At 30.7% G+C, this 24,045-nt stretch carries 19 protein-coding genes; 12 read left to right on the top strand and 7 right to left on the bottom strand.

The window, feature by feature from the left end; all coding sequences use genetic code 11:
- Window positions 1-21 precede the first annotated feature (21 nt).
- The 8 genes from ACZ5N4_RS11170 to ACZ5N4_RS11205 all read left to right on the top strand — a co-directional run bounded on the left by ACZ5N4_RS11170 (window position 22) and on the right by ACZ5N4_RS11205 (window position 10,486).
- A complete protein-coding gene (locus tag ACZ5N4_RS11170) occupies window positions 22-672 on the top strand; it encodes a response regulator transcription factor (RefSeq protein WP_464209926.1) in 651 nt (216 codons plus the stop codon).
- A 188-nt stretch (window positions 673-860) separates the two neighbouring features.
- Window positions 861-1,985 (top strand): ABC transporter permease, encoded by a 1,125-nt coding sequence (locus ACZ5N4_RS11175; protein ID WP_464209928.1) that lies wholly within the window; start codon window positions 861-863, stop codon window positions 1,983-1,985.
- Between the two features lie 156 nt (window positions 1,986-2,141).
- Window positions 2,142-2,822 (top strand): ABC transporter ATP-binding protein, encoded by a 681-nt coding sequence (locus ACZ5N4_RS11180; protein ID WP_464209930.1) that lies wholly within the window; start codon window positions 2,142-2,144, stop codon window positions 2,820-2,822.
- Window positions 2,822-3,946, top strand: coding sequence for an ABC transporter permease (locus tag ACZ5N4_RS11185; protein ID WP_464209932.1), 1,125 nt, complete (start codon window positions 2,822-2,824; stop codon window positions 3,944-3,946). Before ACZ5N4_RS11180 ends, ACZ5N4_RS11185 begins: the two co-directional genes overlap by 1 nt.
- Before the next feature lie 17 nt (window positions 3,947-3,963).
- Complete coding sequence (locus ACZ5N4_RS11190; RefSeq protein ID WP_464209933.1) at window positions 3,964-4,296, top strand: hypothetical protein; 333 nt, start codon at window positions 3,964-3,966, stop codon at window positions 4,294-4,296.
- A gap of 49 nt (window positions 4,297-4,345) precedes the next feature.
- A complete protein-coding gene (locus tag ACZ5N4_RS11195) occupies window positions 4,346-7,435 on the top strand; it encodes an efflux RND transporter permease subunit (RefSeq protein WP_464209935.1) in 3,090 nt (1,029 codons plus the stop codon).
- The gene (locus ACZ5N4_RS11200; RefSeq protein ID WP_464209937.1) at window positions 7,425-8,699 is read left to right on the top strand and encodes an efflux RND transporter periplasmic adaptor subunit; all 1,275 of its coding nucleotides are present in this window, start codon (window positions 7,425-7,427) and stop codon (window positions 8,697-8,699) included. The genes ACZ5N4_RS11195 and ACZ5N4_RS11200 overlap by 11 nt, the downstream gene beginning before the upstream one ends.
- A 362-nt stretch (window positions 8,700-9,061) precedes the next feature.
- Window positions 9,062-10,486 (top strand): erythromycin esterase family protein, encoded by a 1,425-nt coding sequence (locus ACZ5N4_RS11205; RefSeq protein WP_464209939.1) that lies wholly within the window; start codon window positions 9,062-9,064, stop codon window positions 10,484-10,486.
- Window positions 10,487-10,568: 82 nt separating this feature from the next.
- Here the strand turns inward: ACZ5N4_RS11205 and kynU are convergent, their stop codons facing one another.
- Window positions 10,569-11,852 (bottom strand): kynureninase, encoded by a 1,284-nt coding sequence (kynU, locus tag ACZ5N4_RS11210; protein ID WP_464209941.1) that lies wholly within the window; start codon window positions 11,850-11,852, stop codon window positions 10,569-10,571.
- 237 nt (window positions 11,853-12,089) lie between these two features.
- Window positions 12,090-12,386 (bottom strand): Lrp/AsnC ligand binding domain-containing protein, encoded by a 297-nt coding sequence (locus ACZ5N4_RS11215; RefSeq protein ID WP_464209943.1) that lies wholly within the window; start codon window positions 12,384-12,386, stop codon window positions 12,090-12,092.
- Window positions 12,387-12,629: 243 nt separating this feature from the next.
- Here ACZ5N4_RS11215 and ACZ5N4_RS11220 point away from each other — a divergent pair, with 243 nt between their 5' ends.
- Window positions 12,630-13,160 carry a hypothetical protein gene (locus ACZ5N4_RS11220; protein ID WP_464209945.1) on the top strand — a complete coding sequence of 177 codons (531 nt, stop codon included), beginning with the start codon at window positions 12,630-12,632 and terminating at the stop codon, window positions 13,158-13,160.
- Between the two features lie 286 nt (window positions 13,161-13,446).
- On the opposite strand, the gene ACZ5N4_RS11225 is transcribed toward ACZ5N4_RS11220, so the two are convergent.
- From ACZ5N4_RS11225 to ACZ5N4_RS11235, 3 genes are all read right to left on the bottom strand, one after another.
- On the bottom strand, window positions 13,447-14,046 hold the full coding sequence (locus ACZ5N4_RS11225; RefSeq protein WP_464209947.1) for a nitroreductase family protein: 600 nt from the start codon (window positions 14,044-14,046) through the stop codon (window positions 13,447-13,449).
- Window positions 14,047-14,136: 90 nt separating this feature from the next.
- On the bottom strand, window positions 14,137-14,838 hold the full coding sequence (locus ACZ5N4_RS11230; protein WP_464209949.1) for a pirin family protein: 702 nt from the start codon (window positions 14,836-14,838) through the stop codon (window positions 14,137-14,139).
- Window positions 14,839-15,335: 497 nt separating this feature from the next.
- Window positions 15,336-17,135 (bottom strand): aminopeptidase P family N-terminal domain-containing protein, encoded by a 1,800-nt coding sequence (locus ACZ5N4_RS11235; RefSeq protein WP_464209951.1) that lies wholly within the window; start codon window positions 17,133-17,135, stop codon window positions 15,336-15,338.
- Between the two features lie 535 nt (window positions 17,136-17,670).
- Between ACZ5N4_RS11235 and ACZ5N4_RS11240 the strand changes: the two genes are divergently transcribed.
- Complete coding sequence (locus ACZ5N4_RS11240; protein WP_464209952.1) at window positions 17,671-18,573, top strand: DMT family transporter; 903 nt, start codon at window positions 17,671-17,673, stop codon at window positions 18,571-18,573.
- A 218-nt stretch (window positions 18,574-18,791) separates the two neighbouring features.
- The gene (locus ACZ5N4_RS11245; RefSeq protein ID WP_178910390.1) at window positions 18,792-19,067 is read left to right on the top strand and encodes a CD3324 family protein; all 276 of its coding nucleotides are present in this window, start codon (window positions 18,792-18,794) and stop codon (window positions 19,065-19,067) included.
- Window positions 19,068-19,138: 71 nt separating this feature from the next.
- On the opposite strand, the gene ACZ5N4_RS11250 is transcribed toward ACZ5N4_RS11245, so the two are convergent.
- A complete protein-coding gene (locus tag ACZ5N4_RS11250; RefSeq protein ID WP_464209955.1) occupies window positions 19,139-20,248 on the bottom strand; it encodes an MGDG synthase family glycosyltransferase in 1,110 nt (369 codons plus the stop codon).
- Window positions 20,249-20,496: 248 nt separating this feature from the next.
- On the opposite strand from ACZ5N4_RS11250, the gene ACZ5N4_RS11255 reads away from it, so the two are divergent.
- Window positions 20,497-21,894 (top strand): MFS transporter, encoded by a 1,398-nt coding sequence (locus ACZ5N4_RS11255; protein WP_464209957.1) that lies wholly within the window; start codon window positions 20,497-20,499, stop codon window positions 21,892-21,894.
- Between the two features lie 216 nt (window positions 21,895-22,110).
- Here the strand turns inward: ACZ5N4_RS11255 and ACZ5N4_RS11260 are convergent, their stop codons facing one another.
- Window positions 22,111-23,967 carry an LTA synthase family protein gene (locus ACZ5N4_RS11260; protein ID WP_464209959.1) on the bottom strand — a complete coding sequence of 619 codons (1,857 nt, stop codon included), beginning with the start codon at window positions 23,965-23,967 and terminating at the stop codon, window positions 22,111-22,113.
- Window positions 23,968-24,045 lie beyond the last annotated feature (78 nt).

Here is a 24,045-nt window from a genome sequence, read left to right on the forward strand (position 1 = left end):
TATAGGATGATGAGGTGGGTTATGGACGAAATAAAAATATTGATAGCAGATGATCAGACTCTAATGAGAGATGGACTAAAGACCATTTTAGAGTTAGAAGATAATTTTAGAGTTGTGGGTACGGCAAAGGATGGTGAAGAGGTACTAGATTTTTGTAAAAAGGACTCTCCTAATTTGGTATTAATGGACATAAGAATGCCTAAAATGGATGGAGTTAAGTGTACTAAAATATTGAAAAGCTTATATCCTGAAATTGTTGTTTTAATTTTAACTACATTTAACGATGTAGATTATATTGTTGAGGCTTTAAATTATGGAGCAGCGGGATACATACTGAAAGACATAGAAGGAGATGAACTTGTTAAAGCTATAAATGATGCCTGCAAAGGTTCGCTTATGCTTCCTTCAAGTGTAGCTAAGAAGCTCGTTGAAAAACTTTCTGAAAAGGCCATAATTAAACCTAAAGAAAAAAAGGTATTGCATGATTTTTCAGAGAGAGAAATCGAAATTGCAAAAATGTTATCAATGGGTTTCAATAACCGCCAAATAGCTTCATCACTTTTTATATCCGAAGGTACAGTTAAGAATTATATAAGTAATATTTATAGCAAACTTGGAACTTCAGATAGGACTGCAGCAGCAGTTGAGATAAAGAAAATAATTGAAGCGTAGTATAGGGAGCCTAGATCGAAAGTCAACTTTCTAGTTAGAAATCCTATAAAAAGTTACTCCAGTCATAAAAAATGTGACTGGGGTAACTTTTTTATTATTGCAATTTCACTTATTATTATATTTGGAAGTAAACCGGATAAGAAATACAGGTAAGGAAAATAAATACTTACTTAGAAGGGAATATAATAATGAAGATTCTATCAATTTTAAATTATAGTAGAAGAAATAAGGATAAAGTTATAAGTTCCATTATTCCGGTGTTAATTGCAGTTTCTTTTTTGTATTTGATTAATACTTTTGTGAAATCAATAGAGAACTCTTTATATAAACTTGGTATTGAGTCGTATAAATACCATGCTACGATTATGTCCTGTGACAATGAAAATATAATTAAAAAAGTTAAGGATAATGAAAGTGTAGAAAGATTAGTTCCTTTTATGAAGTATGGGATAAGGTACAGTATTCCAGGAAGTTTAACCTTCGCGGATGTAATAGGGGTAAAAGACGAAGATATGAATTATTTTTTGGAGAAAGAATCTATACAGGTTATAACTGGAAGATTGCCGAAAAAAGATAAAAAGGAAATTGCAGTAAATTATTTAGTTGCAAAAAATAAAAAAATCACTATTGGAGACAGTGTTGGAAATGCATTAGATAAGTTTGATGGAATAAATGGGGAATATAAGGTAGTTGGAATATTAAAAGGTGCAAGCATGTTGTCTGTTGTATCTTTTAATAATGAAATTTTTAAGGATTATAGTGATAATGAAAAGTCTTTGCAGAGGGGAGTAATAGTTTTTCCTAAGAAAAATAAGATTAGCGAAGTTAATAAACTGGTTGAAAATCTACCCAAAGGTGAAGCTGTATATAATACTTTTAATACTTTAGATAAAGAATTTCATGAGGTTGAAGGGTCTATGAGAATTTTGGAGGTCATAAGTATATTATCTATATTTTTAATGGTAGTTACAGTTGGAAGCTCAAAATATGTTGAGTTTTTTAATAGAAAAGAAGAAGTTGGAATACTAAATGCTATTGGATACACCAAAGGGCAGATACTAAAGATGGCTGTATCAGAAGTGCTGACAATTAATACAATTTCATATATTTTAGGGCTAATTTTAGGTATTGGGATAAGTTATTTGATTAAAAGAAATATCTTTGAGAATGCAGGTGCTGTAGGAGTAGTATTTAATGGAAAGGCCGTGCTTGTATCTTTATATATTCCTCTATTCACTACATTATTTACTATAGTACCTATAAATGAAATGATAAACAAACTTAATCCTATTGGGATGATTGAAAATAACTAAACTTGAAAGTTAACTTATACCCCGAGCTATGTTTCTAAAGCTTCAGTCCATTAAAAACTTTGGAAACATATCCCTTTATATAAGTTAACTTTAGACTTAGTAGCTCTATATGTAAAATAGACTAGCATTTTTGAGGATGCCTAAGGAGAGAATATCATGATTTTTAGAATGGAAAGCGTAAATTTAGTTTATGACATAGGTAAAGAAGCTGAAACTTATGCACTTAAGGATATAAATCTTTCTCTGGATGGTGATAGATTTATTGGAATTATGGGACCTTCAGGAAGTGGGAAAAGCTCTCTTCTTTATTCACTAGCAGGCTTTAAAATACCGACTTCAGGAAAGATTTATTATAAAGATATAGATTATAATAAAATTTCTCCTTCTGAAAGTGCTGGTATAAGAAGAAGAGATTTTGGATTTATTTTTCAGAGACATTTTTTAATTGAGTATATGACTGTGCTAGAAAATGTATTAGTACCAATAAATGATGACAGCAGGGAGGCAAAGGCAAAAGCAGTATCCATATTGGATAGTCTTGGACTTGCACATCTTGTAAGCAAAAAACCTTATCAGCTGTCTGGAGGTCAAAGACAAAGAGTAGCTATTGCTAGAGCATTAATAGGAGATCCAAAAGTAATTTTTGCTGATGAACCAACAGCAGCATTAGATTCTAGTGGTGCTATAGAAGTAATGAAATTTCTTGAGAGCTATAAAAAAGATAAGATGATTATAGTAGTAACCCATGATCATAGTATTTTAAAGAACGCCAATTATGTTATTAACATGTTTGATGGCGCTATTGCTTCCATTGATAAAGGCAGGGGAGGAATATAATGAAACCTCTCTCAACGGTCACTTATCTAAAAAATAACGCAAAGAAGGTGCTGCCAGGTTTTATATGTATGGCATTAGGTGTATTTATTATATATTTCTTTTCAATAATATTATACAGCAGCATACTTCAAATAAACCGGGGTTCTTTAAATATGTTTGAAAAAGTAACAAGTGTAAGGGCTAATACTAAAGATCCTATACCAGATAAAATTTTAAATAAAATTGAGGGATCTAGCAATGTAGAGTACATAATACCCATTATAAATAATATTGGAAGTTTTCAATATAAAAGTCCCTTTGGTGACATTAGTACTGAAGGCTTTAATGTCTTTGAAGAGGATATCCCTAAAGTTCTTAAAGCGTTCGATATAAAACTTGTAGAAGGAAAACTTCCTTCAGCAAACAGTAATGAACTACTTATACCCCTTAAGATTGCCAAACAAAATAAAATTAAAATAGGAGATTATTTAAGTAAAGATCCTGATTTAAATGTAATTTTAAATAGGAGATATAAGGTATGCGGTATAATCGATGGAACTGTAGATACCATGCTAACAACTAATGCTGGAGATACCAAAAGAGAAGAGGTGCTAAACCAAAGTTTAATGTTTTCTCTAAAAAATAAAAATGACAAAATGATTAATGATGAACTTATAGCTATGAAAGAAAGTAAGGTTACTATTATTGATTATAGGTCTGCATATGATGAATTGAATGAGCTCTTTATGATTATGAATTCTCTTAAATTTATTCTGAATTTTATAGTAATCATAGTTTTATGTATTTCACTAGGTAACTTAAATCATATATTGTTTTCAAACAGAAAAGGCGAAGTTGCTATTTTAATTGCTATTGGATATAAAAAAATGGCTATATATAAGAGGATTTTAAAAGAAAATGTAATCTTAAACTTATTGGCATTTATTTTTGGCATTACATTCACCATAATAGCAGTAGAATTACTAAATATAGTAGTTTTTAAACCTAATGGTCAATATGTCTATAGTTTTCATGTAGGTAGCATTTTTACTGCTTTTCTAGTTCCACTATTTGTATCCATAAGTAACATCATTTCACCTTTAAGAAATCTTAAGGCTATGGATTATGAATATCTTAATATTTAAAAAGAGAGGAATTATCAATGAGTAAGGCTATAAATATAATAGTTAGTGCATTTAACATATTTATATTTGCACCATTAATTTTATCTATGTGTTTATTATTTGGCAGTATATATACTATTGCTTATATTTGCTTATTAGCACCTGTTTTTCTTATTATGCACCTTGTTTTTCCGAGTTTGCCAATATATCTTGGAAATAATACGTTATTTTCGGAAGTGCTTGTAACTATGCTATTGCCGATAATTGGATATATGCTGCATAATGTATTGAAAAAATATAATAGTAACTTTAAAAGTTTTATTACTACTTATGCAATTAAAAGTGTAAGGTTTGAAATTTTAAAAAAATAAAAGCTGTATGTAAACTAATTGATAGAAAATATTAAAAAGGGGGACAAACATGAGTATAACCGAATTATCAGTAAAAAGACCAACGGCAATATGGATGGCAGTAGTGCTAGTACTCGCATTAGGTGTCATTGGATATAAAAATATGGGATCAAATTTATTGCCATCCATGAATATACCTGTTATATCAATAACTACTTCTTATAATGGAGCTAGTGCAGAGGATATAAAGAAGGATATTATAAAACCTATAGAGGATTCTGTATCTGGAATTAGTGGTATTGATACAATTAACTCCAGTGCAAAAGAAGGATATGGTACAGTTACAATAACTTTTAAAATGAGTGCAGATACTAATACAGCTTATTTAGATGTTCAGAAAGCAGTTGAAAATGCATCAGGTAAGCTCCCAAAAGACGCTGATAAACCTATTCTATATAAAATGAGCGTCAGTGATCAACCAATTTTAATTTTATCTTTAAATGGAGCTGCTAATTATGACGAGCTTTACAATGAATCTGATAGATTAAAAGATGAAATAGAAAAGGTAACAGGGGTAGGAAAAGTTACATTAGTAGGTGGAGATAAAAAACAACTAATGATAAAACTTGATAAAACAGCCATGAATTATTATGGAGTAAGTGCTAACTCTATAGCACAAAAGCTTCAAGCAGATAATTTAAATATACCAGGTGGAGAAATTAAGCAGGAGGATATGGACGAATCCGTAAGAGTAGTTGGTCAATTTAGCAATATTAATGATGTTAAAAATTTGCAAATACCAACCTTAGCAGGAGGAAGTATACGCCTTTCTGATATAGCTAAAATAGAGTTGGAAGTTCCAGAGTCTAATACCGTAATAAGATTTAAGAATAATAAGACCATAGGAATAATGATTACAAAACAAAGTGATGCCAATATAGTAGAAGTAGCTGATAATGTAAAAAAACAGCTAGAAGAAATTCGAAAAACCATGCCTAAAGGAATGAACATAGATGTTGCATTTGATAATACTGTTTTTATTACTTCTGCCTTAACACAGATAAAACATAATCTTCTAGAAGGAATAGTAACGACTGCAGTAGTACTCTATCTATTTTTTAGAAGTTTACGATCTTCAATAGTGGTGTTAGTTTCTATACCAACATCCCTTATAGCTACCTTTTTCCTTATGTATCAATTCCATTTTACTTTAAACTTAATGTCCTTGCTGGGGTTATCTTTAGTTATAGGTACCCTGGTAGACGACTCTATAGTAGTATTGGAAAGTATACAAAGGCATTTGGATATGGGAAAAAATCCTATAGAGGCATCTATTACTGGACGTAGAGAAATAGGACTTGCAGCCATTGCTATAACTTTGTGTGATATTGTTATATTTGTACCTATTGCTTTTATGTCAGGTATGATAGGACAAATTTTTAGAGAATTTGGATTAACAATAGCTATAGCTACAATGTTTTCTCTCATAGTTTCTTTTACCCTTACTCCAATGCTTGCATCTAGATTACTTAAAAAAACAGATGCTCAAAAGAAAGAAAAAGCAGAGAAAAATGGGTTATTTAGCAAAGTTTTGAAACTATATAAAAAGACTCTTTTGTGGTCATTAAATAATAGATGGAAGGTTTTACTTGTATCTATATCAGGCATAATATTAAGTATAGGACTCCTTTTAACTGGAGCGATAAATACAGAATTTATGGCTAAATCTGATGAAAGCTTTATCACTATAAATATATCACTAAGTCCTGGCTCAACACTAAGACAAACAAATGAAAAGGTAGTTGAAGTAGAGAATTATTTGCATAAAACTAAAGAAATAAAGAATTATTTTACAATAGTCGGAGGAAATGGTGAATCAGGTTCCGATAAAGCTGTTGCTAGACTTTATGTTAATTTAGTTCCTAAGAAAGAACGTAAAAAGAGTCAAAGTGAGGTTGCAAGTGAGGTTCGCGAGTTTGGTAAAAAGATACCTGGAATAGATTTTCAAGTAACAGAATCAGATAGCAGTGGCGGAGGCGGTAAACCAATATCTATTAAAATAAAAGGAAGAGATGAAGAGACATTAAAAGCATTATCAAATGAGGTTGAAAAATTATTAAAATCAATTCCTGGAACAACGGATATAGGAAATTCAACAAAGATAAGAAATAGCGAAATAAGAATCAGCGTAGATAGGTTAGCTGCTTCTAACTATGGACTTAATACTTCGGATATTGGTGGTGTTATAAGAGTTGCATTATCAGGTAATCAGGTAGGAGTTTATAGAGCAAATAATGAAGAAAATAATATAACTCTTAAATTTATGAAGGGAGAAGTACAAAGTATTAATGACATCAAAAATATAAGAGTTTCCAATTCTCAAGGACAGCAAATATTACTAAGCCAAGTTGCAACTATTGAAAAAACAGATACTCCTCCATCTATAGAAAGAGAAGGTAAACAGGATGTAGCTGTTGTAGATGCTAACGTTCAAGGCAGAGTAGCTGGACCAGTTATTAATGATATTAAAGCTAAATTAAAATCACTTAAAGTACCGACCGGATACACTATAGGCTTTGGTGGAGAAGATAAAAGTATGAATGAGGCTGGTAGATCTCTTATGCTGGCACTGGGAGCATCTATAGCGCTTATATACATGATATTAGTGGTACTTTATGAATCTTATTTAACACCAGCTATAAGAATGATTGCATTGCCTTTTGCTTTAATGGGAGCGTTGATTGCTTTAGCAGTAACTGGACAAAGCTTAAATGTAATGTCGGGAATCGGAATAATAATGCTTGAAGGATTATCCTCTAAAAATGGTACATTACTAATAGATTATACCAACACACTGATGAAAAGAGGTATGACTTTGAAAGATGCCCTTATAGAATCAGGTATGACAAGATTAAGACCTATAATAATGACATCTGCCACAATGATAGTTTCCATGCTTCCAGTTACCCTAGCATTAGGAGAAGGAAGTGAAATGAAAAGGAGCATGGGAGTAGTAATAATAGGTGGTATGATTGTATCAACTGTAGTTACACCTATTGTATTACCGGTAGTATATACATTTATTGATGATTTTAAAAACTTTATTTTTAGAAAGAATAGAAGCAAAAAGGTAAAGGGGGCAGGAGAATATGAAGTTTAAAGGGATTAGTATAAAAAACATTAAAAAAAAGAGAGTAATATCAATTGTAGTTATTATTTTAGTAGTTGCTGCTGCATTTCAGGGTATTCGTTCTTTAAAGAAAGATAAAGGAATAGAAGCAAAACAAGAAATAAGAAATGTTAAGACACAAAAAATAAAGCGCGGAAGTATATCGGCAGACGTAGAATTCCCAGGTAATTTAAAAGCCAAAACTCAAGTTGTTGTTTTCCCTAAGACTGGTGGAAGAGTTGCTAGTGTTAATGTCAACGTAGGAGACAAGGTTACTGCAGGACAATTATTATATACATTAGATTCAGCAGAGTTAGAGGCAAATCTTCAGGCACAAAAGGCAGGACTTGAAGCAGCAAATGCTAACTTAGAAAAAACAAGTGATTCAGGATTGGCACAACAAGTATCTCAAGCGGAACAGTCCCTTCAAAAGGCACAAGTGAGATTTAATGATGTTAAGGACAATTATGATAAAATGCAAAAATTATATGCAGCAGGTGCTATAGCAAAAAAAGAATTAGATGATTCAAAAACTCAATTTGACAATGCATCTATAGATTTAAATGCAGATCAAACTAACTTAAATTTATTACTAGATAAAATTGGACCTCAAAACACAAAAGCTGCAGCTGCCCAAGTAGCACAGTCACAGGCAGGGGTAAATTCTGTACAAATTCAAATAAATAATGCTAAAATTACATCACCTATTTCAGGAATAGTAGCAGCAAAAGATGTTGAAGTGGGCCAAATGGCAGGCGGCCAATCTGGTTCTGTTACCGTTATAGATTCAACTACGGTAACTGCAGAGATAACTGTTCCAGATAAAATTTTAGGCAGACTTCAAGTAGGACAATCGATACCAGTAGTTATAAGTGCACTAGAAAATAAAGAAGTGTCAGGAGTTATAGAGACTATAAGTCCAGAAGCTAACTCGAAAGACAACTCCTATATTGTTAAGATTAAGGTTGATAACGCCAGTGGAGAAATAAAATCTGGTATGTTTGCAAAAGTATCTTTACAAACTGAAAGCAAGGAAAACGTGTTAACTGTTCCTAATCAAGCCATCAAAATAGAGAATGGCGTAAATTATATTTATATAGTAGAAAATAGTAAGATTAAAAAGGTGTCTGTAAACACTGGAATTTCAAATAATAAATTCACAGAAGTATCAGGTAATATAAAAGAGAATGATGATATAATTACTGAAGGACAAAGTATATTAGCTGATGGGGAAAAGGTGAATATAGTAAAATAAACATAAAAGAAAACTTCAATTGCTTTCAATTGAAGTTTTCTTTTTAATGCAATTGAAGTATAGAAAAGAAGTATAGATAAATAACTTAAGGCTTCAAAGACCGAAAGTTGACTTATGCGCCTCGATATGTTTCATGATGTTACTCAAACACCTGTCATAGGGCTTTTTAACGGATAAAGATGCTGGCAAAACCTGTATAAATTCTTGAAAAGATTAATTTTACAACTAAATATAAATTATAAAAAGTGACATTTGGTACTTAAATATGTATAATTTGTATCATATTGGTTTAAAATTTTTGCTTATATGTTAATATAAATTAAATGGGTATAAACTAAAAAATTATAAGTGGAGGGATATGTGTGAAAACTTTAAAAAGTTACTTAAGAATTTTATTTTCTACATTATTTTTAAGTCTCATTTTATTTAATTGGGGATGTATAAGTGGAAAAGCAGAAGAGACACAAAGCGTTGATTTGCAAAATAAGATAATACCATTAAAAACTACAAAAGCTGGGAATGGATTTGAAGACTTAGATAAACTTCAAGAAATACTAAAAGATAAAAAAATTGTAGCAATGGGAGAAGCTACTCATGGAACTAAAGAATTTTTTGAAATGAAGCACCGTATGTTTGAGTTTTTAGTTGAAAAAATGGGGTATAGACTTTTTGCCATAGAAGCTGAATTTGGTGGTGCCCAAGATGTTAATGACTATATACTTTATGGAAAGGGAAATGCAGAGGATGCCATTAAGTCTATGAAATTTTGGACATGGTCAACAGAAGAAGTAGTTGACATGGTAGAGTGGATGAGAAATTATAATGAAAATCCTGAACATAAAACAAAAATTAAATTTTATGGATTTGATATGCAGTCTGGTGATAAAAATAGTGCTAGAGTTTTAGAGTATATAAAAAAAGTTGATAATAATAAATTGTCAGAGTTTAAAGGGGAATTATCAGATGTGAACGATAAAATGTATTCATTAGATAAAGAAAAATTAGAGAATATTAAAAAAGGTACTGAACAATTAAAAAATATCTTTGAAGAGAATAAACAAGACTATATTAATAAGACTTCTATTAGTGAATATGAAATGGTGCATCAGAATTTAAACGTTATTAACCAATGCGTAGAATATGTAATAATAACAAAAGATGGAGGTTGGGGAAAAGCAAGTAATACAAGAGACTATTATATGGCACAAAATGCTAAATGGATTTTAGATTATGAAAAACAATTTGGTAATGATAAAATTATGCTTTGGGCACATAATGGACATATAACTAAAAAAATTAGTAGCTATAAATCAATGGGACAGAATCTTAAAGAAATATTTAATGATAATTATTACGCAATAGGATTTGATTTTTATCAAGGGAGTTTTAGGGCTATTCCGAGTGATAGTAGAGGTCAAACAATAGGTTTAGGTTTAGCAAAATTTAATATAGCTAGCTCAGATTCGAATTCTTTTGCATATAGTTTTGAAAAGACAGGTGTTCCTTTAAGTTTTATAGATTTTAAATCGGCATCGAAGGATACCAATATTTCAGCATGGTTATCACAAAAACAATTAATTCATAGCATTGGAGCTATTTATAATGGAAGACCTAACCAATGGATGCTGCCAGAGGTACCTATGGAATCGTATGATGGTTTAATATTTGTTAAGAAAACCACAGCAGCTACAGGAATTAAAGGCTATGAGACAAAAATAGATGATGGAGATGCTGAAACATCTATATACAAAGGAATATTTAGAACAATAAAAAGTTTAACACAATAATTAATTCACCCCCGGGGATAATGGATTTTAAATTTTACCCCTGGGGGTTGTTATGTCAACAAAAGTATTGAAAAATATGGTGTTATAATACTGTTACTCTTTTTAATGAATAGTTTTCAAACTCTTTATCTTTAACAATCCTTTCGAGAATTTCTACTAAGTGATAAACCTCTTCGTAGGATACATATAATGCAACGGGAGCTAGACGAATGACATTTGGTTCACGATAGTCGGGAATTACATCGTTATCACGTAGTGCTAGACTTATTCTATATGCTTCATCATGCTCTAAACAAACATGACCTCCGCGGCGATCATCTTCACGAGGATTGCCAATTGAATATCCATATTTAGATAACTTATTATCAATTAAATACATTAAGTATGCAGTAATATGCAGCGATTTAGCACGTATGCTTTTCATCCCAACTTCATTAAATATATTTAGAACTCCATCTAAAGGTGCCATTGCAAACATATTGTGAGTTCCGAGTAGCCATCCATTTGCATCTTTATCTTGATCAAAATCATGACTCATTAGAAATTGACTTTCATCTTTACATCCAAACCAACCTCTAAGTCCAGTGCTTTTATTAAAGTGTTTTCTATTTATATACATACCAGCAGTTGCGCCAGGTCCAGCATTTAGATATTTATATGAGCACCAAACTGCAAAATCAGGATCAATTTTCTTAAAGTCATGAGGAACGGATCCCATTGAGTGGCATAAATCCCATCCAATAATGATTCCGCGCTTATGAGTTTCGCTAGTAATTAGTTCCATATCTAAAAGCTGAGCACTACGATATAGAACTGATGGCAATAGTATTAATGCAACATCATCAGCCATTTTTGCTATAATATCTTCTTCACAAATAGTCCGACCATCTCTGCTTTTGATTTCAATTAACGCATCTTCAACCTTGTAACCCTTAAGGTTAATCATACTCTTAACAGCATAAATATCTGTAGGGAAATTTAATTCATCAACAATAATTTTGTATCTTTCTTTTGTTGGTTTATAGAAAGTGGCCAATCCTTGATGAATATTTGAAGTAGTACTTCCCATTACAATGATTTCATCTGCATCTGCATTAATTAAATTTTTTAATTTCTCTGCAAGATTTTTTGAAAAATTAAAGTAGCGTCCATCTTCAACACCCCATATTTTGATTCCTTCTTTACGCCAGACATTGAAGACATTCAATAAAGACTCCTCAGCGTCCTTGGAGCTTAATCCTAGAGAATTTCCATCCATGTAGATTTCACCTTCATTTAGATAAAAACGATCTCTAATATTATGGAGCTTATCTAGCTTGTCTAATTCCTTGGCAAATTCTAATCCATCCTTAAATTCATACTTCATAACATATTCCCCCTTAAAATTTTAACTTTATAGAGAAATAATAATATAAATATGCTAATTTAAACATAAATATTCGAAGAATATTACGGTGTATCTCCTTCGAAAAGAAGATGATATTTATAGATAATTTACAACATGAAGGAATATAGAATTTCAGGAGAAATAAACTTATGATTTTTAAAATAAATCAAATAAATAGGGAGTAAAACATCTCATCAATATATATTTAAATTAAGCTTAAAGTGGCTTTATTGGTCTATGAGCTAGAGGTGAGTGTAGAACTATTGATGTAACTACATGGCTATATTTCATTAATTCAGATAATAATTGGTTCATCATTTCAATATTTGGCATGGATGCTCGTACAATATAATTAGTATTGCCAGTTACACAATGAATTTCGGTTATGTATTCATTAGATAGAAGAATATTAACCATTTTATCGAAAGAGATTTTTATATTACTAATCTCCATAAAGAAACTGACCTCATGACCAACTTTATGAGCAGGAACATAGGTGGTAAATTTTTCCAAAACACCTTTTTCAATTAATTTTTTTATCTATTTCATCCATAATAAAACCATCCTCAATATAATTTATTATTATTTTAATTTAAAAAATTATAAAATAAAAGGGGCTTCTTATAACTGGAGATTTGTTTCTATAGTAGTTTTTATTTAATATATGGAATAATATGGTTTATACAAGTATAATATATCATATACTTGTAGTTTATTATGTCTTATTATCACAAAAAACATAGGAGGGGGAGGAAATTGAAAAAACAAATCTTTTCTTTGTTTTTAATTTGTATAGCACTTTTAATTGGTTGTTCAAAGGAAGAAACATTTGAGAATTTCTTTTACACAACTATGGATAAAATGCACAAAGGAGAAAAGAATTATTCGCTCATTCATAAGGAAATAAATGTTGCTCACGAAGATGATGCCATTGCGATATTTGTAGAGAATGACCAACAAGAAGAAATAATTTTTATCGCATATTTTGAAAAAGAAAAGGGCAGGTGGAATTGGAGACAAACAAGAGGATCAAAATGGGATTCACCTATTAAATGGTCTTCAATGAATCAAGTTCCATATATTTATTCAGGAGCAATTAATGATAAATCTATTTCTGAAGTATATGCAGGTGAAAAACCAGCGAAAATAATTGAGGTTAAAGGTGATAAAAGGTTTTGGTATGCTGTCAGTGATGTCAAAGATGTGCAGGTGAAGGCTGTAAAAAGTGATGGTACTCAAGAAATAATTGAAGAAACCGATAAGAATTGGTATAAAGTGGACTATTGATATTAGGTTCACTATAAATTATATAATATAACTATAATAAATAGAGCTTAAAAAGCAGGTATAAGAATTAAAGAGTTCTTGTACCTGCTTTTTATATATTTTATTTATTTCTCGAATCAAGTTAACAATTACAATATTATGTCAACTAAATTCTAAAGTAAACCATAAGATTTCAAACAAGAAAAATGACTTACACAGAGGAATATATTTACGTAAGAAAGAGTTATAAATATATTCCGGAGTGTAAGTCAATTGATCGCCTTGTAACTCTATATTAAATTATAATTTATTTAAATATCTTAATACGATTCTCTAATGGTTGGAATTGTTTTTCATCTGGTTGTGCTGTTGGTTTTCCAAAAGGCATTTGCGCAATAAGCTTCCAGTTATCTGGTATTGACCATTCTTTCTTTACATCAGCTTCAATAAGTTCATTATAGTGTTGTAAGGATACTCCAAAGCCTTCAATTTCTAATGCAGTCCAGATAACATATTGATGCATGCCACTTGATTGTTGAGACCAAATTGGAAAGTTATCCTTATAAAGAGCAAACTGTTGTTGAAGAGATTCAATTACACTATTATCTTCAAAGAATAAAATTGTACCATATCCATTACGGAATGAATTTATTTTATTTTCAGTAGAACTAAAATTATCTGCTGGTACAATTTTTCTCAAGGCTTCTTTTGTAGTGTCCCATAATTTGTTATGATGCTCTCCTAATAATAGGACTACTCTTGCACTTTGAGAATTGAATGATGATGGTGTATGTTTTACAGCATGTTCAATAATCTCTTTAATTCTCTCGTCTGAAACTACTGCCTCCTTGCTAATTCCATAAAATGTACGTCTGTCTGCTACAGCAGTATAAAAATCCTTTGCCATTTAATCATTCCTCCAATTTTAAATAAAATATTTTTTTATTATTTGTAATTAGTATTTAATGTATTCCAATTTTTTATGATTTAGAGAAGCTTAATCTTGTTTATTCATTTCTAAAATTAAAATATGAGAAGTTTCTTTAGACTGTATCAAAATGTCTTCTTCAACTATTTCCATTCCATCTCTATCTGCTAACTCAATATTGTTTAATTCAGATTTTCCTTCTATTTGTACCAAATACGCCTGTCTTCCGTCCTTTATTGGGAACCTAATTTCTTTTCCTTTCTCAAGTTCTAAGGAATAAATATTGATATCCTGATTTATTTTTATCGGTGCGTTTCCAGCTTTACTTGAAACCATATGAAGCCACTTATTCTTTCTATCATCCCAGTTAAATCTGTGGTCTCCATAGTTAGGTTTATAACCTTGCTTATCAGGGAATATCCATATTTGTAAAAGCCTTAATATATTTTCTCCAAAATTATGTTCACTATGATACACTCCTGTTCCTGCACTCATATATTGTACATCGCCGCGAGTTAAAGTGTTCTTATTACCCATACTATCTTCATGAGTAATCTCGCCATTAACTACATAGGATATTATCTCCATATCTTTATGAGGATGAGTATCAAATCCAGTATTAGGATTAACTAAATCATCATTTATAACTCTTAAAACTCCAAAATTTATATTGTTTGGATTGTAGTACTCTGCAAAAGAAAAGTGAAATTTACTTCTTAGCCATCCAAGATTGCTGCTGCCCATATTGTTACTTTCTATCTTTCTTAACATTTTATATTTCTCCTTTTAACTGTTCTTTTAAACTTTAACTTAATACCTAAATAAAATTTTTCTAGTACTTATTATTAGCATATTAAATTATAAATACTTATTTATAAAGTTTATATCAATTAGTAATAATTTTCATATATTTAAGTACATTATTCCATAAATATCATTATTAGTCAATAGTAATTATTAAAAAGACGATAATCTTGAACTCTATGTAAAATAAATATATATTTGAAGCAAGGAAAAGGATTATCCATCACAGAAATTTTATGCGAAAAACGGATTTGAAATAATTGATGGTTTAATAGTTCTTGGTAAATAGCAAAAAGAATTTATAAAGAAATATTCGCTATTTTCTTAAAGTACAAATTAAGGGAACCCCTTGAGGAATTCCCTTATAATATGCTATATTATCAACACTATTCTTTAACATAGCCTTATTTAGAAAAATTTTTGTCAAATAAGAACAGTAATATCCACATACACCATCTAATTTTTTAAACTTCTCTTGTATATAACTTTAACCAAGCTTGCTCTTCATCAGTTAAGTGAGGTGCTAATTTCTGGTACACAAGTTTATGATAATTGTTCAAATACATTTTCTCATCGCGATTAAGGTCTTCTGGGTCTATGGCATCCAAATCAATTGGAGCATATGTTACAGCATCAAAGTACATGAACTGTCCGAATTGGTTTTCAACACCTTTTCTAACAATAAGTTCATTCTCTGTACGGATGCCATGAGATCCATCTATATAAATGCCAGGCTCATTAGTTAAAACCATGCCTTCCTCTAATATATGGGTTTCGTGCTTGGATGGTACTATATACCATCTAAAGCCGGTAGGTGCTTCATGAATAGTTGACAAATAGCCAACACCATGACCAGTTCCGCATTTATAATCTATATCTAGATTCCAAATAGGTCCTCTAGCTAATATATCCAAGTTGTAGCCTTTGCATCCATACAAAAATTTAGCACGTGATAGATTCATCATAGCCCTAGCCACAGCTGTGAAGTGATGCTTAAGCTCTTTGCTCACTTCGCCAAGGGCAATTGTTCTTGTGATATCCGTTGAGCCTTCAAAGTAGTTTCCACCAGTATCTGTTAAGAAGAAGCTTCCTTCTGCAAGTTCCACGTCTGTTTTAGGTGTAGAAGTATAGTGCATCATAGCTGCATGTTCCTTGAAAGCACAAATTGGGTCAAAGCTTTGCCATAAGTAATTATCCTGCATTTTTCTGAACTCTTCTAGTTTTTCAGTAGCGCTGGTTTCTGTAATTTTTATTTTTCCTATATTTGTTTTTAACCAATACATTAACTTTGTAACAGCAACTCCGTCTTTAACGTGAGCTTTTCCAATATTGGCAAGCTCCACAGGATTCTTAATGGCTTTGAATAGGACAGAAGGGTTGTCCATTTTTATTTTTTTTGTATGATCTGGAATGTCTTTATATAGTGCATAGTTGATACGATCTGGGTCGATAAGCACTACATCTTCAGACTTGAAGCCTTTAACATATTCATAAATGTCGTTGTAAGGTTTTAGCACTACATTATCCTTAGCTAAAACTTCCTTAATTTTGGCATCAATTCGGCTTTCTTCAATGAACAAATATACCTTATCCATGGAAACAACCACATAAGAAAGAATCAATGGTGAATACATGATGTCATTTCCACGTATATTTAACAACCATGCGATTTCATCCAAGGTTGCGAGGACATGGTAATTTGAGCCTACTTCTTGCATAACGTCTCTTACCCTGCCAAGTTTTGATGCTGTACTTTCACCAGAATACTTTTCTTCAAGAAGAAAAACAGGCTCATTTGCTAACTTAGGACGGTTTTCCCACACTCTATCAACAAGATCATGGTTATACTCAACCACCACATTCTTATTAGCAAGTGTCTGAACAAATTCTTCTCCTTCTTGCATGGCAATAAGACGTCCATCAAATCCTAGTTTTCCATTGTTAGGCATTTCAGCTTCCAAGTATTCCAATATAGTAGGTACGCCTGGGTTACCCATTTTAAAGAGCTTGATTCCACTGCCTTTAAGCTGATACTCAGCCTGTAGAAAAAATCTTCCATCAGTCCAAAGCCCTGCTTCATCCTGTGTAATGACAACTGTTCCAGCATCACCAGTAAACCCTGATACATAGGCTCTTGCCTTAAAGAATTCTCCTACATACTCACTTTGATGATTATCTGAAGATGGAATAATGTAAGCATTCAATCCCTTTTCTTCCATAACCACTCTCAGTTTTGAAATTATTTCTTTTGCATTTTCACTCATGTTTATTCCTCTCTTTCATAATTTATTGTTAAAGTAGATTAATCCACTTTAAAATTATTTAACATTAGCAACAAAAAGTGAAAAAGTTTTTGTTGCTAAAATGTTTTATCAGAATAATAGTTATTTCACTGTGATAGGGGATTAATAATCAGATCATATTCTTTTAGAGTATATATTTGAAAATTCTTAATTAAGAATATATTCCTATTATATAATATTATTTGATTATTTCATACAATTCTACAGTAAAATTTACAGTGTCACAGTAAAAAATTGTCAAGTTCTAGTGAGCAATTTCTTTTATTATATTTTTTGTTTATTCTTTTCTTTAACCTGTTATATCTGTTATGAAAAGTTGAAAGAAGATATAAACAAAAATTAGTTAATAAAAGCTAGTATAGAATTTTACTTCTGTACTAGCTTTTATGTTATTATTAAGTGTATGGAAAGATATAGTCATGCTAAAATAAGTTAGAAATAGGCGTGTGACATGATATTCCTTAAATGGTAATATATTTGCTAAGGGGCGGGTAAATTGAAAAAAAGCAGTTTAGGATATATATATGTAGCTTTAGCAGCTTTTTTCTTTGCTTTAATAGCTATAATAGGGAAAAGTGCTTTTAATACAGGTATGAAAGTGTATGATCTTCTAGTTATGCAGAATGCAGTAAGTGCAGTAATAATGTTTATGTACCTTTTCATTAAGGATAAAAAGTCAATGATACTTACTAAGGGACAACTTAAAAGGGTAATTATTCAAGGGACTTTTGGAAGTACAGCCACTACAGTATTTTTTTATTTAGCTCTTGAAAAGATAAATGCAGGTATTGCATCAATGCTTATTTTTACACATCCAGTTTTTGTTACATTATTTTTTGTTATAACTGGTATACGTAAAATTAGTTTGGTAAATAATTTGGCACTGATACTTGCAGTAATAGGAAGTGGAATGGTAATAAACCTTTTTAATCTGAATGTTACTGAAACACCTGTTATAGGTCTTGTTTATGGAGTTATATGCAGCATATCTTACGCCTTTTTTAATGTATTTGCGGATTTAAAGCTTAATGACGTAAAGTCAGAGGTTTTGGCAATGTATACATCTGTTGTTATGTTTGTAATTTCAGCTATTCTTAATCCAGGCTTTTTTAGATTTGATATAACTTTGAGTCCACAGATGGTATTTTATGTTTTCGAACTTGCGGTTGTTTCAGGAATTTTACCGGTTGTTTTTTTGTACAAGGGGATTTCATTGGTAGGCTCCGAGAAAAGCACAATAATAGCAACGGCAGAACTTCCCATAACATTAATTCTGGCTTTTTTAGTGCTTAATGAGACAATGGTATTTACGCAAGTTATAGGAGTAGTTTTCATTATTGGAGCAGTACTTGTGCTGCAGAATGAATCAATTATATTGAATAAATTAAGAAAAGTATGATATATTTACTTTATAAATAGACAACTAAGTGAGGGGGAATAAAGTGTGGGAAATACAAGATTAAATGTTGTGGAAGAAGGCTTCGTGCAAAGCTGCATGAAGATATAGAGCATAGTTTTGTTCGGAGCCGGATCTAAGAGTTTTATTTAGGCTAAAATATTTTTGTGCAGACTTTGCTTCATTATTTACAAAATGAAATGTAGATAGGAGCAAGGACTATGAAATATGAAAAAGCACAAAATATATTACCAGAAGATGTGGTTGAATTAATTCAGCAATATATAGATGGTGGTTATTTATATATACCGAGAAAATGTGAAAATAGGAAGGCTTGGGGAGAAAATAGCGGCATAAAGAATGAATTAAAAGACAGAAATGTAGAGATTTTTAATAGCTATAAAAAAGGGAGTTCTATTAAAATACTGGCAGAGAAGTATTATCTTACTGAGCAGACTATTAGAAGAATAATTAGAGAAGAAAAAAAGAAAATATAAAATTAAAGAGGTAAAGCGGTATTTTGAAATTATCAATTGCGATATTCAAGTACCGCTTTTTATAAGTCTACTTAATCTAAGCTTAAAATAAAATCCACAATGTTTTTTGCAACATTAGGATTGATATAGCTTCTCTGGGAGCTTCTAATTTGGTTTAAATTTTCTGCATTATTTGCAAGTAAATCGCTTATAGTATCCTGTATATTTTTAATATTTTCACATACTACTCCAAGTTTATATTTTTCAGCAAATTTTGGATTTCCCTCTTCTTGCCCCGGTAAAGCACCTGTTATTACTAAGGGTAAATTACATGCAATAGCTTCCATCATTACATTTGGACTTCCTCTTGTAAATGCAATATCGGAGGATAGCATTAAATCCTGTATATTTTCCATAAATCCGTAAATCTTAACCTTGTCACCGTATCTTTCAGCTAATGATTGCTTTAATTTGTTTCTTAACCTTGTGTTTCGTCCTGCGACAATGCCTACGGTACAATTAAAGTTATCAAGAAGAGTCTCAGCTATCTTTCTCATATTACCTACGCCTTCTCCGCCACTCATTATTAGGCATTTTAAAGGAATATTAGCATTATAGTTAATAGGTTCTTGGCTATCTTGTATATCTCTATAAAACTTTGAGCGTACAGGAAATCCTAAAACTTTTATATTTTCTTCAGAAACACCATATTCCACACATTTGTCTTTTGCTTCTTGTGTTGGGCTTATAATATAATCCGCTCTAGGATCTGCCCATAGTGGATAAATGCTTACTAGATCTGCAATTAGAGTAATAAATGGAATTTTAATTTTATGATTTTCTAATATATTTATAACGGAACCATTAAAATTTGGATGTACAGATAAAATCAAGTCAGGATTTACGTCTTTTAATAGCTGTAAAAAATTATCTTTTATTATTAATTCAATGAACTCGTTAACCAATGCTGGCCTAATGGAAGATACATTCCAAATTAATTGCCATAAATTCTCGGAAGATCTAGTTATTGGTCCATATGATTTGCCTATTTTAAGTAGTGTGGTTCCTCCAAGGGAAAATCCATCTACAGCATGAACATTAATATCGCTATGTTTTTCAAATTTTTCACGTAAAGACTCTGTTATACTTTTATGTCCATGTCCTGTAAAATTAGATGAAATAATAAGTATATTTTTAATCATGATATTACTCCTTTCCTTGGTTAGATTAATTGATACTTTTATCCGATGTGTATCGCCACTAACATTCCAGTGCACTCTGTGAAAGCGATAATTGTACTTTGCAACTATTTTTCCCCAAAGACTATTTTTTATCTATACTAATAAGGTTAGATAGATATATTAATAGAAATAGGCTATAATAATATATCATTTAGATAAAACTTTATTATATATATTGCAAATCATTTTAAAGGGAGATGTAAGGATTAATGAATACTCTCAATATAAGAATGATCTATACTATATTTGTTTTTATAGCCTTAGCTGCTTTTGATAACATTATTATAGGACTGTTTCCACCACTTTTTTCTTCAATTGCAAAGGATTTAAATGTTAATATATCTGCCCTTGGGATGGTTTCAGCTGTTAATATTTTAGTAACATCTCTTTCTTCAGTTTATTGGGGTTACCTTTCAGGAAAATTTAATCGCAAGAAGCTTATTATTATTGGCACTATCTTATGGTCAATATCAGTATTTTTAACCTCACGGAGCAGTACTTATGTTCAGCTTTTTATTTTTCAAATTTTTACTGGAATAGGGCTAGGATGCATTGCGTCAATTGGATTTAGTGTTTTAACTGACTACATTCCACATAAATTCCGTGGAATGTTATTAAGTCTCTGGGGAATGTCTCAAGGCTTTGGCGGAATTGCAGGAGCATTAATGGCTTCACTTATTGCTACAGCTACAAATTGGAAAAAACCATTTGAAATTGTAAGTATAATAGGTTTTTTCTTGATTATTCTATATCTCTTTATAAAAGAACCTACTTTAGGAGAATCAGAGCCAGAATTGCAGGAACTTGTTAAAGAAGGATATGAATATAATTACAATATCGAGTTTAATCATTTTTCCGAAATAGCCTCAAAACGTAGTAATATTCTATTGTTTTTTCAAGGATTTTTTATGAATATTACAACTGGAAGCTTAATTTGGCTTCCAACATTATATATATCAAAAATCCAACATCAGGGATACAGTTCCCGGATAGCAATCGTTGTATCAGGATATTTATTTGCTTTATTTCAAATAGGAGGTCTTTCCTCAGCATTTTTTGGTTATCTAGGAGACGTATTTCAAAGGAAAACCTATAAAGGGAGAGCTTTACTAACTTCATTTTTTGTTTTTATTACTGCACCACTTTATTTAGCAATGTTTATAACTCCAATGCATAATCTATCGTTGACTAGCAGCAATAATTCTTATTTAATATTAATAAGTATATTGAAGCAAATAGTTATAAATCCATGGATGACTGTAATGTTTGTCTTATCTGTTCTTGCTTCTGCGGCCCAATCAGCCAATACGCCAAACTGGCTTGCCTTAATAACAGATGTGAACCTTCCGGAACACAGAGGAACGGCCTTTAGTGTAGCCAACATTGCTAATAGTTTGGGAAGAACTCTTGGTAACGTTGGTATTGGCTATTTACTTGTTATTGTTTCTAAGTATACAAGAGAACCAAATAACTATATGATTACGCTGATAATCTTTCAATTATTTCTTATACCTTCAGCCTTAGCCTATATAAAAATGGCGAAAAGCAATGTTAAGGATATTAGTGAAGTTAAGTCAACGCTACGCCAGCGGGCAAAGTTAACTTAATTTAATCCAATGAGGTAAACCTTTAAACCTATTAAAATGTAATAAGAACCTAAGTGAAAAATTTATTGTTTAAACCATATATTAGCTAACAATATTTAAAGATTAATTAAAATATTATTAAAACTAGATTAAATTTAAAACCTTAATTAGATACTTAAAAACGGTACAGTGATTGCTCCCTGTACCGTTTATTTTAGAGTAAATAATTATTTGTATTTATTTAGTAGAACCTTCAAATTTTTTAATTAAGTTATGGTTCAAAACATCATCAGAGTAACTGAGGTCATTTAATATTTCTTCCTTTTTCTTCTTAAGTTCTGGGGTTTCAGCAATGGAGTTACCAGTTGCTATATCATAGTAGGTGTTAGCCCATGATATATAAAAAATCTTTCCATCAGTAAAAGAACCTTCTCTAAAAATAACATATTGAGTATTAGTATTCAAAATGTCTTTACCAAATACATATTTAACCGGGAGATTAAACATATTAGCTAAGGTTGGTAACAAATCCATCTGACCGGAATAAGTATGATTTATGCCTTTATGATTATCATTAGGAAAATGTATAAACATAGGTACCTTTTGATACTTATACCAGGTCAAATCTGACTGCTCACTTACATTTTCAAACTTATATAATTGGTCCACATCAGTAGTAGGTATAGCATAATGATCACCATATACTACTACAATTGAATTTTTCATAATTCCTTCTTGCTCAAGTTTATCTAAAAAATTTCCTAATTGAGCATCAGTATAATGTATACCTTTGAGATAATCTCCAAGCAAAGTATTTTCGTATTCTCCAACATCGAAGTTTCCATAACCTTTAGTATCATTAAAAGGGAAATGACTACTTAAAGTTATTAGAAATGCATAGTAAGGTTGCTTGAAAGTTTTAAGTTTTTCAAAGGATTGATTTAAGAATGACTTATCACTGAGCCCAAGCCCTACAGTTTCATCAATATTATAACTATGTTCTCCATAGAATTTATTAAAACCTTCTGTTTTATACATTGATTCTCTATTCCAAAATCCCTCAGCATAACCATGCAATGCAGCTGTATAATATCCTTTATTATTAAATAACTTAGGTGTGGACTCTAAAGTATCTCCTACATATCTATAGTAAGCTGCTCCAGATTCTGCTGGATATAATGAGTTCATTGACATAAATTCTGCGTCAGAAGTAGTACCTGATGCTACCTGATAAAAATAATTATCAAAGTAAAGACTTTTATCTATCCATTTATTTAAGTTAGGGGTTATTACATTTCCATTTATTTTAGAGTTAATTACAAATTGTTGAAGTGCTTCTACCTGAATAACAATTAAATTTTTTCCTACAGCTTCTCCGCTTAGATTCCCTGAGATTTTTATTTGTTTATTATTAAAAAAAGATTTTATTTCATTGATTCTTTCAGTGCTGATATTTTTATTTTTTATACTACTGGAACTAAAATCATATAAATCTAACATATGATAATTTAACACACCCAATGCGTTAGCTATATAAAGTTTATTAGACATAGTTGTTAATAGCAAAGGTTGCTGTTTATTAAGCATGCTTATGCTATAGCCATCTACTATAAATCCTATAGAAAATATAAATGCAAATAAACCCATTCTAACATTAGTGCTGTAGTATTTTATTTTCATTCTTTTTGCAAAAGTTATAAATGGGAGTAATATTATTACGTCTATTAAATAAATAAAATCAGAAAGTACAACCAATTGCTTTATACTTGATGAAACTCCTGAAAGTAAAACACTATTACTTATTACTCTTATGGATATTATATCTTTATAATATTTATAATAAATCATGTCTGCTACTAATAATAAACTTAATATTAGATCTACAATATATAAAAAAGTTAGCCTTCTTTTTGTTAAAATAAAAGCGATTGAAACAATAGGTAATATTGAAGCTATTATAGCGATTTTTAAGGTATTTTCAAGTTTATAGGGGGATATAACTCTAGCATAATGAAAAATTTTTATCATAATTATTATAAAAAATATAATTATATCTGCGTTGTTAAAAAAGATTGATTTTACTCTATTTTTCATATTTTTTAAGTTCACACTCCTGATCTTGTTATATGTCTATCTTATTTAACCATAGAATTTTCTAACTTCATCTGTTAT

This window comes from Clostridium nitrophenolicum, assembly GCF_055391695.1.